9 protein-coding genes, 4 tRNA genes and 1 other RNA gene are annotated in these 12,029 nt (G+C 59.2%); 10 read left to right on the forward strand and 4 right to left on the reverse strand.

What is annotated here, in order from left to right:
* The 10 genes from wzxE (at window position 1) to EDY99_RS22100 (ending at window position 7,016) form a co-directional block, all read left to right on the forward strand.
* Window positions 1-1,251 (forward strand): lipid III flippase WzxE, encoded by a 1,251-nt coding sequence (gene wzxE / locus EDY99_RS22055; RefSeq protein ID WP_123062067.1) that lies wholly within the window; start codon window positions 1-3, stop codon window positions 1,249-1,251.
* On the forward strand, window positions 1,248-2,333 hold the full coding sequence (locus EDY99_RS22060) for a TDP-N-acetylfucosamine:lipid II N-acetylfucosaminyltransferase (protein WP_060660083.1): 1,086 nt from the start codon (window positions 1,248-1,250) through the stop codon (window positions 2,331-2,333). The genes wzxE and EDY99_RS22060 overlap by 4 nt, the downstream gene beginning before the upstream one ends.
* Complete coding sequence (wzyE, locus tag EDY99_RS22065) at window positions 2,330-3,697, forward strand: ECA oligosaccharide polymerase (RefSeq protein ID WP_033631481.1); 1,368 nt, start codon at window positions 2,330-2,332, stop codon at window positions 3,695-3,697. Before EDY99_RS22060 ends, wzyE begins: the two co-directional genes overlap by 4 nt.
* Window positions 3,698-3,711: 14 nt before the next feature.
* Complete coding sequence (gene wecG / locus EDY99_RS22070) at window positions 3,712-4,452, forward strand: lipopolysaccharide N-acetylmannosaminouronosyltransferase (RefSeq protein WP_033645032.1); 741 nt, start codon at window positions 3,712-3,714, stop codon at window positions 4,450-4,452.
* 365 nt (window positions 4,453-4,817) lie between these two features.
* Window positions 4,818-6,221: an amino acid permease gene (locus tag EDY99_RS22075; RefSeq protein ID WP_004934226.1), complete on the forward strand. Its 1,404-nt coding sequence runs from the start codon at window positions 4,818-4,820 to the stop codon at window positions 6,219-6,221.
* Between the two features lie 135 nt (window positions 6,222-6,356).
* Window positions 6,357-6,433 (forward strand) — tRNA-Arg (locus EDY99_RS22080).
* 63 nt (window positions 6,434-6,496) lie between these two features.
* A tRNA-His gene (locus tag EDY99_RS22085) sits at window positions 6,497-6,572 on the forward strand.
* 42 nt (window positions 6,573-6,614) lie between these two features.
* Window positions 6,615-6,701 (forward strand) — tRNA-Leu (locus tag EDY99_RS22090).
* A gap of 74 nt (window positions 6,702-6,775) precedes the next feature.
* Window positions 6,776-6,852: transfer RNA gene (locus EDY99_RS22095), tRNA-Pro, on the forward strand.
* Window positions 6,853-6,884: 32 nt separating this feature from the next.
* A non-coding RNA gene (locus tag EDY99_RS22100) (RtT sRNA) lies at window positions 6,885-7,016 on the forward strand.
* A 706-nt stretch (window positions 7,017-7,722) separates the two neighbouring features.
* Here the strand turns inward: EDY99_RS22100 and hemY are convergent.
* From hemY to hemC, 4 genes are read right to left on the reverse strand one after another with little or no spacing between them, the layout of a single operon-like run.
* Window positions 7,723-8,919 (reverse strand): protoheme IX biogenesis protein HemY, encoded by a 1,197-nt coding sequence (hemY, locus tag EDY99_RS22105; RefSeq protein ID WP_033645031.1) that lies wholly within the window; start codon window positions 8,917-8,919, stop codon window positions 7,723-7,725.
* A 3-nt stretch (window positions 8,920-8,922) separates the two neighbouring features.
* A complete protein-coding gene (gene hemX / locus EDY99_RS22110) occupies window positions 8,923-10,047 on the reverse strand; it encodes a uroporphyrinogen-III C-methyltransferase (RefSeq protein WP_123062068.1) in 1,125 nt (374 codons plus the stop codon).
* A 22-nt stretch (window positions 10,048-10,069) separates the two neighbouring features.
* Window positions 10,070-10,810 (reverse strand): uroporphyrinogen-III synthase, encoded by a 741-nt coding sequence (gene hemD, locus EDY99_RS22115; protein WP_033645028.1) that lies wholly within the window; start codon window positions 10,808-10,810, stop codon window positions 10,070-10,072.
* Window positions 10,807-11,748: a hydroxymethylbilane synthase gene (gene hemC, locus EDY99_RS22120; protein ID WP_033645026.1), complete on the reverse strand. Its 942-nt coding sequence runs from the start codon at window positions 11,746-11,748 to the stop codon at window positions 10,807-10,809. The genes hemD and hemC overlap by 4 nt, the downstream gene beginning before the upstream one ends.
* Window positions 11,749-12,029 lie beyond the last annotated feature (281 nt).

Consider the following 12,029-nt stretch of genomic DNA (forward strand, 5'->3'; position numbering starts at 1 on the left):
ATGTCGTTGGCAAAAGCATCGATATGGACCGCCGGCTCTACGCTGATCAAAATTGGCGTGGGGCTATTGGTGGTGAAATTGCTGGCGGTGGCGTTTGGCCCCAGCGGCGTGGGGCAGGCGGGTAACTTTCGCCAGTTGATCACCGTGCTGGGCGTGCTGTCCGGCGCGGGCATTTTTAACGGCATCACCAAATACGTGGCGGAGTACCACCAGGACTCGCAGCGTCTGCGTCTGGCGGTCGGCACCGCGTCGAGCATTGTGCTGGGCTTTTCGACCTTGCTGGCGCTGGTGTTTTTGTTCGCCGCCGAGCCGATCAGCATCGGGCTGTTCGGGCATGCCGATTACGTCGGCGTGGTGCGCGCCGTCGCCTTCATTCAGATGGGCATCGCCTACGCCAACCTGTTCATGGCGGTGCTGAAAGGCTATCGCGACGCGATGGGCAACGCGCTGGCGGTGATCGGCGGCAGCCTGATCGGCGTGGTGGCTTATTATCTGTGCTTCAAGCTGGGCGGCTATGAAGGCGCGCTGGCAGGGCTGGCGTTGGTGCCGGCGTTGGTGGTGCTGCCGGCCGGGCTGATGCTGTGGCGGCGCAAAACGTTGCCGCTGCGCTACCTGGCTCCACGCTGGGACAAAGGGGTGGCCGGCAACCTCGGCAAATTCACCCTCATGGCGTTGATCACCTCGGTGACGCTGCCGGTGGCCTACGTGATGATGCGTAACCTGTTGGCCGCGCATTACGGTTGGGATGAGGTGGGGATCTGGCAAGGCGTCAGCAGCATTTCCGATGCCTATCTGCAGTTTATCACCGCCTCGTTTACCGTCTATCTGCTGCCGACGCTGTCGCGGTTGACGGACAAGGGCGCCATCTCGCGGGAGATCGTGCGCTCGCTGAAATTCGTGCTGCCGGCGGTAGCGGTGGCGAGCTTTACGGTGTGGTTGCTGCGTGATTTCGCCATCTGGCTGCTGTTCTCGGACAAGTTCGTCGCCATGCGCGATCTGTTTGCCTGGCAGCTGGTGGGCGACGTGCTGAAAGTCGGGGCCTATGTGTTCGGCTATTTGGTGATCGCCAAAGCGTCGCTGCGCTTTTATATCCTGACGGAAGTCAGCCAGTTTCTGCTGCTGACGCTGTTCTCGCACTGGCTGATCCCGCTGCGCGGCGCGCTGGGGGCGGCTCAGGCCTATATGGCAACCTACATCGTGTATTTCGCGCTCTGTAGCTGCGTGTTTCTTATTTATCGTAGACGAGTATGACCACACTGATTCACGTTCTGGGATCCGATATCCCGCATCATAACCAGACGGTGCTGCGCTTCTTCAACGACGTGCTGGCGCCGCGTTTGCCGGCTGAGCAGACGCGGCATTTTATGGTGGCGGCCAAGGATGTGGCGGCACTGGGGGATTTCCCCGCCCTGAACATTGAGCCTTACGCCGACAAGAAGAGCCTGGCGGCGGCGGTGATCGCCCGCGCCCAGGCCGATCGCGATGCGCGCTTCTTCCTGCACGGTCAGTTTAACCCGGGGCTGTGGCTGGCGCTGCTGAGCGGCAAGATCAAGGCGCATCAGGTCAGTTGGCATATTTGGGGTGCCGATCTGTACGAAGACGCCACCAGCTGGAAATTTCGGCTGTTTTACCTGCTGCGCCGCATTGCTCAGGGGCGAGTGGGGAACGTGTTCGCCACCCGCGGCGACGTGATCCACTATCAGCAGCGCCATGCGCGGGTGCCGGCCTCGCTGTTGTACTTCCCGACGCGGATGGATCCGGCGCTGACCGACGTTCACGTCGAGAAAAATCTGGCCGGGCCGATGACGATTCTGGTGGGCAACTCCGGCGATCGCAGCAACCGGCATATCGAAGCGCTGCAGGCGATACATCAGCAGTTCGGCGCCGACGTGCGCGTGATTCTGCCGATGGGCTATCCGGCCAATAACGACGTCTACATCGAGCAGGTGCGCGCCGCCGGGTTGCCGCTGTTCGGCGAGAAAAACCTGCAGCTGCTCACGCAGCAGGTGGCGTTTGAGGACTACCTCAACATCCTGCGCGCCTGCGATCTGGGTTATTTCATTTTCAATCGCCAGCAGGGGATAGGCACCCTGTGTCTGCTGATTCAGTTTGGCGTGCCTTTCGTGCTCAGCCGGCAGAACCCGTTCTGGCAGGATTTGGCGGAACAGCACCTGCCGGTGCTGTTCTACGGCGACTCGCTCGACGAGGCGGTGGTGCGCGAAGCGCAGCGTCAGCTGGCGGCGGTGGACAAGCAGACGATCGCCTTCTTTAATCCGAACTATGTCGATGGCTGGCAGCAAGCCCTGGCGCTGGCGGCGGGAGAGCACTCATGACGTTGGCGCAATTCGGCGGCCTGTTCGTCGTCTACCTGGTCAGCCTGACGTTTATTCTGACGCTGACCTACCAGGAGTTTCGGCGCGTGCGCTTTAACTTCAACGTCTTCTTCTCGCTGCTGTATTTGCTGACGTTTTATTTCGGCTTCCCGCTGACCTGTCTGCTGGTGTTTCAGTTTGACGTCGAGGTGGTGCCGGTGGAGTTTCTGCTGTACGCCTTGCTGTCGGCGACGGCGTTTTACGCCATCTATTACGTCACCTACAAGACCCGGCTGCGCAAGCGCCGCTCTCAGCCGCGCGCGGCGCTGTTCACCATGAACCGGGTGGAAACCCATATGACCTGGGTGCTGCTGGCGCTGGTGGCGATCGGGACCGTGGGTATCTTCTTCATGCAGAACGGCTTCCTGCTGTTCAAGCTCAATTCCTACAGCCAGATCTTCTCCAGCGACGTGTCCGGCGTGGCGCTCAAACGGTTCTTCTACTTCTTCATTCCGGCGATGCTGGTGGTCTATTTCCTGCGGCAGGATCTGCGCGCCTGGTTCTTGTTCCTGGTGGCGACGGTGGCGTTCGGCATTTTGACCTACGTCATCGTCGGCGGCACCCGCGCGAATATCATCATCGCCTTCGCGCTGTTCCTGTTTATCGGCATCGTGCGCGGCTGGATCACGCTGTGGATGTTGGCGGCGGCCGGCATATTCGGCGTGGTCGGCATGTTCTGGCTGGCGTTGAAGCGCTACAGCCTGGACGTCAGCGGCGCGGAAGCGTTTTATACCTTCCTCTATCTGACCCGAGACACTTTCTCGCCGTGGGAAAATCTGGCGCTGCTGCTGCAAAATTACGACAAGATCGATTTCCAGGGCCTGGCGCCGATCCTGCGTGATTTCTACGTCTTTATCCCAACGTGGCTATGGCCGGGCCGGCCGGACGTGGTGCTGAACTCGGCCAACTATTTTACCTGGGAAGTGCTGAACAACCACTCCGGGCTGGCGATATCCCCGACGCTGATCGGTTCGCTGGTGGTGATGGGCGGCGCGCTGTTCATCCCGCTCGGCGCGATTCTGGTGGGCATGATCATCAAGTGGTTCGACTGGCTGTATGAGTTGGGCAAAACCGAACCGAACCGCTATAAGGCGGCTATCCTGCAAGGATTCTGCTTCGGCGCGGTGTTCAACATGATTGTATTGGCGCGCGAAGGGGTGGACTCATTCGTTTCGCGCGTGGTGTTCTTCTGCATTATTTTCGGCGCCTGTCTGGTGCTGGCGAAGTTGCTGTATTGGCTGTTCGATACCGCCGGGCTCATCAAGGCCAGAGTGACGCGCGCCCGCGCGCTGGCCTCTCCCCCAAGGGCGGACGGTCTTTTGTAAGGGTAATGACGACGATGGAAACAAAGATTTCGGTGCCGCAGTATGAGCTGCGCGGTTTCAGCCTGTGGGGCTTTCGCGATATGGCGCACTGCATGGACTTTTTGTTCGACGGCGGCCGAGTCAAACAGGGCACGTTGGTGGCCATGAATGCGGAAAAGATCCTGAAGGCGGAAGAGGACCCGGCGCTGCATGCGTTGCTGGATGAAGCGGAGTACAAGTACGCCGACGGCATCAGCATGGTGCGCTCGATTCGCCGCAAATACCCGGCGGCGGACGTTTCGCGCGTCGCGGGCGCCGACCTTTGGGAAGCCTTGATGCAGCGCGCCGGCCGCGAAGGCACGCCGGTCTTCCTGGTCGGCGGCAAGCCGGAAGTCTTGGCGGAAACCGAACGGAAGCTGCGCAGCCAGTGGAACGTTAACCTGGTGGGCAGCCAGGACGGCTATTTCAAACCGGAGCAGCGAGAGGCGCTATTCGAGCGTATTCGCGCCAGCGGCGCCGCCATCGTGACGGTGGCGATGGGATCGCCGAAGCAGGAGATCCTGATGCGCGACTGCCGCAAGGTGCATCCGCAGGCGCTGTATATGGGCGTGGGCGGCACCTACGACGTGTTTACCGGCCATGTGAAGCGTGCGCCCAAGGTATGGCAGAAACTCGGTCTGGAGTGGCTTTACCGCCTGCTCAGCCAGCCCAGCCGCATCGGCCGGCAGCTGAAGCTGTTGAAGTTTGTCGGCTACTACTACAGCGGTAAAATGTAATCGCTTATCCGGGGGGGAATGTGTCGGTTCGCCCCGGTCTGCTGTACCAATAATCTGCTTTTGCCTATTTCTCCCGCATATCTATAACCCCCAGCCCTAAACGTCGCCGCATTTATTCCATAAAGTTTTAAATTGCGGTTTGCTTATAGCGACGAAATGCGAAACGATACCGCCCGGAAATTATCCCTGGCCGCTGAAGCCTGATGCGACAGCGCTGAACGATGTTCTTCTCACGGTAACTTCGCTCCGACTACCCGTTGATGCCAACCCGAACGGCAGGGGATGATTTATTCTTTTAATAATGACAATAACGACCGGCAGCGGCCGGCAGGCAAACACAACCCGAGAAAAATTATTGAGGATTTATGGCACACAAAGAGAAACCGCAAGGGCTACACCGAGGCCTTGAGGCCCGGCACATCGAGCTTATCGCTCTCGGGGGCACCATTGGTGTCGGCCTGTTTATGGGATCGGCCAGTACGCTGAAATGGGCCGGGCCGTCGGTACTGCTGGCTTACATCATCGCCGGGCTGTTCGTGTTCTTCATTATGCGTTCGATGGGGGAGATGCTGTTCCTCGAGCCGGTCGCCGGGTCGTTCGCCGTTTACGCGCATAAATACATGAATCCCTATTTCGGCTACCTGACCGCCTGGGGGTACTGGTTTATGTGGATCGCCGTCGGCATTTCCGAGATCACCGCCATCGGGGTGTATGTGCAGTTCTGGTTCCCGGAAATACCGCAGTGGGTCCCCGCGCTGATCGCCGTGGCGATGGTGGCGCTGGCCAACCTGGCGGCGGTGCGCCTGTACGGTGAGCTGGAGTTCTGGTTCGCCATGATCAAGGTCACCACCATCATCGTGATGATTCTGGTGGGGCTGGGGGTGATCTTCTTCGGTTTCGGCAACGGCGGTGAACCTATCGGTTTCGCCAATCTGACGGCGCACGGCGGCTTCTTTGCCGGCGGCTGGAAGGGCTTCCTGTTTGCGCTGTGCATCGTGGTGGCGTCCTATCAGGGGGTTGAGCTGGTGGGCATTACCGCCGGGGAAGCCAAAAACCCGCAGGTGACGCTGAAACGCGCGATCAACAATATCCTGTGGCGCATCCTGATCTTCTATGTCGGCGCGATCTTCGTCATCGTGACCATCTTCCCGTGGAACGGCATCGGCACTACCGGCAGCCCGTTCGTGCTGACCTTCGCCAAGATCGGCATCGTCGCCGCTGCCGGCATCATTAACTTCGTGGTACTGACCGCCGCGCTTTCCGGTTGCAACAGCGGCATGTACAGCGGCGGCCGCATGCTGTACGCCCTGGCCAAGAATCGCCAACTGCCGGCGGCGCTGACCAAGCTTTCCGCCAGCGGCGTGCCGGTCAACTGCATCGCCGTCACCATCGGCTGCCTGTTGGTGGGCTCCGCGCTGAACTACATCATCCCTAATCCGGAGCAGGTGTTCGTCTATGTCTACAGCGCCAGCGTGTTGCCGGGCATGGTGCCGTGGTTCGTGGTGCTGATAAGCCAACTCTATTTCCGCCGCGCGCACAAGGAAGCGATCAAAAACCACAGCTTTAAGTCGATCATGTTCCCGTATGTGAACTATCTGACCATCGCTTTTCTGGTTTGCGTGCTGGTCGGCATGGGAATCAACCCGGATACGCGAATTTCCCTGCTGGTCGGGGCGATTTTCTTAGCGGGCGTCAGCCTGTGCTACTTCGCTTTCGGCATGCATAAGAAACATCATCCGGCTGAAAATCGGGTAGAAACGCGGCAATAAACGGTGAAAAGGGGCTACGGAGTGCGCTTTCCTGCGCAGGAGTGAGCAAAGCGTAATCAAACGCAACATTTCTGCGAAAAAGCACTAGACAGGATTGGTGTAAATCCGTAGTATCCCCTCCCGCAACGGCGCTACGCGCCCGTAGCTCAGCTGGATAGAGCGCTGCCCTCCGGAGGCAGAGGTCTCAGGTTCGAATCCTGTCGGGCGCGCCATTAAGTTTGTGCGCAGGAGCTGCGGTGGTAATATTACCGCGTGAGTAAGAAGAAGTAGTAATGGTGGCTATAGCTCAGTTGGTAGAGCCCTGGATTGTGATTCCAGTTGTCGTGGGTTCGAGTCCCATTAGCCACCCCACTTCCTAAGCGAAGTGAAGATTTAGCAGTATTTTGTGACAGTGCGAAGGTGGCGGAATTGGTAGACGCGCTAGCTTCAGGTGTTAGTGTTCTTACGGACGTGAGGGTTCAAGTCCCTCTCTTCGCACCACGCAAAATATCTGATAAATATAAGATTTATATGGACAACGGTCTGATAAATCGGGTAGTATGAGCAACACAAATCGGCGAGTAGCGCAGCTTGGTAGCGCAACTGGTTTGGGACCAGTGGGTCGGAGGTTCGAATCCTCTCTCGCCGACCACTTTCAAAGAAACCGACGCAAGTCGGTTTTTTTACGCCTGCAGTTTATGAGGATGAGCACCTCCGCAGGAGGTTCGAGCCTCGCGAAGCGAAACAACGTTGCTTTAGCAACGGCCCGCTGGGCGTTACATCCTGGGGCGCGCGTCATCTTTCTCTCGCCGACCAGTTTCAAAGAAACCGACGTAAGTCGGTTTTTTTACGTCCGCCGTTTATGAGGGTAAGTCCTTCCCGCCGCGACGAAACGCATAGCGACCAACCCGTGCAGCATTGCACGGGTTTTTGCGTATCTGAACATTGGCATTTTGTCTCAACCGGCACGTGTGTAGGTTTTCAGCGACAATGTGGTTCGACGTTGTCGCCAGCTTGAGACACATAATTAATTGATTTTAAACATTAAAATTGGCTTTGGCTTAAGTCGTCGTTTTGCGGCGACAGCGCCAGATCGGCCGTGGGTAAAGAACGACAGGGGACGGCATGCTGAGAGAAAGTTAGGCGTAAATAAAAATTCAATATTTTCAATTAATTGAATGCTATTTTTTATAGAGACTTTCCTGGATCTGAAAGTTGGCACGCCAAGTGCAATACCTACAGCGTAGATGCTCATTCCATTTCTTATGTTCGCCTTAGGCTTCATAAACCCTGGGAATGACGCAGAGCCGATTTAGGGTGCCTATCGCCCACGAGAACGATGACTAACCCGTCATCACGCTCAGGGCAAAACGTTGAGTGAGGCACCGCCCCTGTTGTCCTAGACCTGATTGCTTCTTTATACACTTGCCATGCGGCAAGTGTTTTTTTTTTGCGCTTCAGCAAGCTAACGGGCAAAAAAAAGCGTGGCACCGAGGCCACGCTTTCTCTGCCGGGCGGGCCGTTATTCGCCGCCGTTCTGTTTCAGCGTCAACATCAGTCCTTCACGCCGCATCTGCGCCGCTTCATCCGAACGATGCAGTTTCTCCAGCGTATCGGCCAGCCAGGCGTAATCGTAGGCGTCCGGACGCTGTTTCAGCGCTTCGCGGAAGGCGTCGGCCGCCTGCTGCCACTCGCCGTGCTTCATCAGCAACTGCCCCAGCGTGCTGTTCAACAGCGGCGTCGCGCCGTGCTGCTTCATCTGCTGACGCAGCGCTTTCTCAAGCTGCTCGGGGTTGCCGGACTTCAGCCGTGGCAGCAACAGCACCAGGCGCTCGTCATATTGGCGTTTCAGGCCGTCGAGCACAATCTCCTGCGCCAGTTCGTGGTCGTTGCATTCGATGAGGTGCTCCACCATCGCGATTTGCAGCGGCACTTCGTGACGCGTCTTGCGGCTCTGATCTTTCCACCAGCGTTTCAGGCCTTCGCTGCCTTCGTCCGCCATCGCCTGATTCATCAGCCCGATGTAAGCCTGTTGCTGCAACGCCTGCAGTTGCTCTTCGCTGTGCAGTTCGATTTTACGCATCGACGGCAGCACTTCCAGCAGCGACGCATAGGCGCCGGTGCGCAGATAGGCTTGTTCCGCCAGGCGCAACACTTCCGGATGGCGCGGCGCCTGGTTCAGCAGGCGATCGACGCCGTGGCGCGCGGCGTGGTTCTCGCCCTGCGCCAGCTGGATGCGAACCCGGGTGATATCCACCGGTAGCTGATCGGTATCGGCGGCTTCGGCGGCCCGCTCCAGATACTGATTGGTACGGAAGTCATCGCCGCGTTGCTGCGCAGCCTCGGCGGCCAGCAGATAGTTCACCACCGGTTGCTCAGCGTGATCGGCGTTGCGCGTCATCAGTTTTTCAACCTGCTTGTAGTCGCCCTCCGCCAGTTTGATCAGCGCGGCTTTGGTTTGCTGACGCGCGCGGGTGCGCTTGCGGCCGATAAACCAACCGCGCGTGCGGGCGCCGGTACGGAAGATGCGGCGCAGGATCCACTCGATCGCCAGCAGCACCACGAACAGCAGCACCAACATGATCACCAGGCCGGTGACGCTGGTTTCAATATTGTAGTTATCGGTCTGGATCAGCACATAGCCCTGATGCCCGGCCAACATCGGCCCGAGCACCACGCTGGCGATCACCACCAGGAACAGAAATAGCACGCGTAACATGGCTTAACCCTCCTGATGAGCGGCAGGGGACTGGGTCATCAGGTTGCGCACCCGGGTCTGCATCACTTTCTCGAGCAGCGGCTGGCTTTTCAGCTGATCCGGCACGTCCATCGAGATCGACTGTTGGCTCAGGCTGTCCAGCTCTTCAAGGAAGGCCTTGGTCGCCGGGTCGGTGGTGTCGAAATAGGCGCGCACCCAGGTGGAGACGGTTTCCAGCGACTGCTTGTAGGTCTCGTTCTGGTGACGCGGAATGGCCTGTGCGGCCACCAGCAGGCGCGAACGGATGTTTTCGCGCAGGTAGATGTCCTGATTCGGGGCCAGCAGCGGTTCGGCGCTGGTATCGCGACGGCGGATGGTGATGAAGTCGGCCATGAAATTGCGCCAGCTCTTGGCCAGGTTCTGCCGCCATTCGCCGATCGAGCCGGAGAGCTCGCTGCTGTTTTGATCCATCGGCGCTTCGTCGGTGTCGTTATCGGCCAGGCGCAGGTTATCTACCTGATTGGACAGCTGATTGACCTTGAGGATGATGCCGTCGTAATCGACCTGGGTCAGCGTAGAAAGCGTGCTGATGTCTTCGGTAATGGCGCGGCGCACGTCCAGCAGGCTCGGATCGTTCATGTCCGCCAGGCTGGCGTCGGCGCTTTTCAGCAGCGCGGCGGCGCTGGTCACGTCCTGATCGCTCCATAGCTTGCGGCCGGCCATTTTCACCAGGAAATCGGCCTGCGCCAGCAGCCAGGTTTTGGCGTCGCTGCCGGAGATGGTCGCCACTTTTTCCTGCAGCTCGCTCAGTTGGCGCGCCAGGTTTGCCTGCTCGCGTTCGGCGGCGTCCAGGGTTTTACCCTGCTGTTGCAACAGGCCTTCCAGCGCATTTCTTTCCTGCTGCTGGCTCTGCTTCACGCCGTCAAGCTGCTGCTGCAGCGCCTGATTGGCGGCGATCAGCTGTTGTGCCTGCTTGTGCGTATGGTAATAACCGCCCGCGCCGAGGGCGATGACCAGCACGATAGCGATCGCGCCGAGCACCGGGCCGGTGTTCTTGCCTTTGCGGCTGGCAGCGGCTGGCTGCTGGGAGCTCTCAACCGCGGTGGTGGGTTCTTCAACCGGGGCGGCTGGGGTATTTTGTTCCGTCATAGTGGCACATCCCATAGTCAGATTATTGTAGCGCGCGGATCAGCGCGTCATTATCGGCGTTGTCAGCTACCCGAATCGTACGCCAGCCCAATTCCCGGGCGAGGGTAGCCAGGCGTTCGCTCACTACTACCAGGCGGCAACGCAGCAGCCATGAAGAACGATAGTAATCAGGAACTAAAGTATAGAGCTGTTGTAACATTTCACCGCTGGTCACCACCAGCGTATCCACACCGGCGCGCTGCCAGTGGGCGCTTTGCTCGCTGCCGTCGTAGTGCACCGGGCTGCGTTGATAGCATTCATAATAGCTGACGTCGGCGCCGCGCTCGCTCAGCGTCGACCCCAACAGTTCGCGGCCGCCGTTGCCGCGTAAAATCAGCGCGCGTTTGCCCGCCAATTTTTGCAGCGCCGGCAGCAGCAGCAGCGTTTCGCTGATCTCGCGTTCGCGCGGGTATTCCACCGGCAAACTGCTGATGCGGTGCAGCGCCAGCCCGGTGGTGCGGCCGATGGCGTAATAAGCCAGGTGAGCGGGCCAGCTCAACCCGGCGCGGCCGATAACCGAATCGGCATAACTCACCGAATGTTGCGACAGCACGAACACTAGATCGCCGGCGCTAAGCTGCTGCAACGCCTGCGGCAGCTTCGGCAGGTCGCCGCCCGGCGCGAAGTCGATCAGCGGTGCATGATAGGCAACCCGGCCGAGTGCGCGCAGCCGGCTCACTAACAGCTCCCCCGAAGGCGATGGGCGGGTTACCAGGATCGTCATGCCGGCGGATTTCCCTGATAAACCTCGCGCAGGATCTCGCGCGCGCCGCGCGCCAGCAACTCTTCCGCCAGCTCAATGCCCATCCGTTCGGCCTCGGCGGCCGGGCCGCGGCGTTCGCCGCGCACCATCTGGCTGCCGTCCGGCGCGCCGACCAGGGCGCGCAGCCACAGGCTGTCGCCATCCAGTTCGGCATAGCTGCCGATCGGCACCTGGCAGCCGCCTTCCAGGCGGGTATTCATCGCCCGCTCGGCGCGCACGCGGGTTTCGGTGGCCGCATGGTTCAGCGGCGCCAGCAGCGCGCGGGTGACGCTGTCGTCGAGACGGCATTCAATGCCGACTGCACCCTGGCCGACCGCCGGCAGGCACTCTTCGGCGCTCAGCGGGCTGCGGATGCGTTGCTCCAGGCCTAAACGCTTCAGGCCGGCCACCGCCAGGATAATCGCGTCGTAGTCGCCGTTGTCCAGCTTGGCCAGGCGAGTGCCGACGTTACCGCGCAGGTCACGCACGACAAGATCCGGGCGGCGTTCACGCAGCTGGCACTGACGGCGCAGGCTGGAGGTGCCGACCACGCTGCCCAGCGGCAGCTGATCGAGCGAGGCGAAACGATTGGAAACAAAAGCGTCGCGCGGATCTTCGCGTTCGCAAATGGTGGTCAAACCGAGCCCGGCAGGGAAATCGACCGGCACGTCTTTCATCGAATGCACGGCGATGTCGGCGCGGCCTTCCAGCAGCGCGAGCTCGAGTTCTTTAACAAACAGGCCTTTACCGCCGACTTTCGCCAACGGCGTATCCAGAATAACGTCGCCGCGGGTGACCATCGGCACCAACTCGACCTGCAGGCCGGGATGGCAGGCCATCAGACGTTGCTGCACATAATGTGCTTGCCAAAGTGCAAGCGGGCTTTGTCGGGTGGCAATTCGAATAATTTTGTCTAACATGCTTGTTACCGTTTTTATATTTCGCCATCCATCCTACCACTGAGAGTCAATACTGTCAGTGCAAGAAGCCGGAGGCGGAAAAAGGACAACGGAATCAAAGGGACGTGTGATGTGCTTTGGGGCAGTTAACACTGCGGGTAAATCGTTTAGGGAAGCGCTACAATAATTGTGAAGCGTTACCTCCTTTACGGTCAATCAGCAAGGTGTTAAATTGATCACGTTTCCAGCAATAAGTCGCCAAATATTCTTCTTACACTAACGGCGCTTATGGAATACGGGTT

It is taken from the genome of Serratia sp. LS-1, assembly GCF_003719595.1.
Classification (GTDB): domain Bacteria; phylum Pseudomonadota; class Gammaproteobacteria; order Enterobacterales; family Enterobacteriaceae; genus Serratia; species Serratia ureilytica.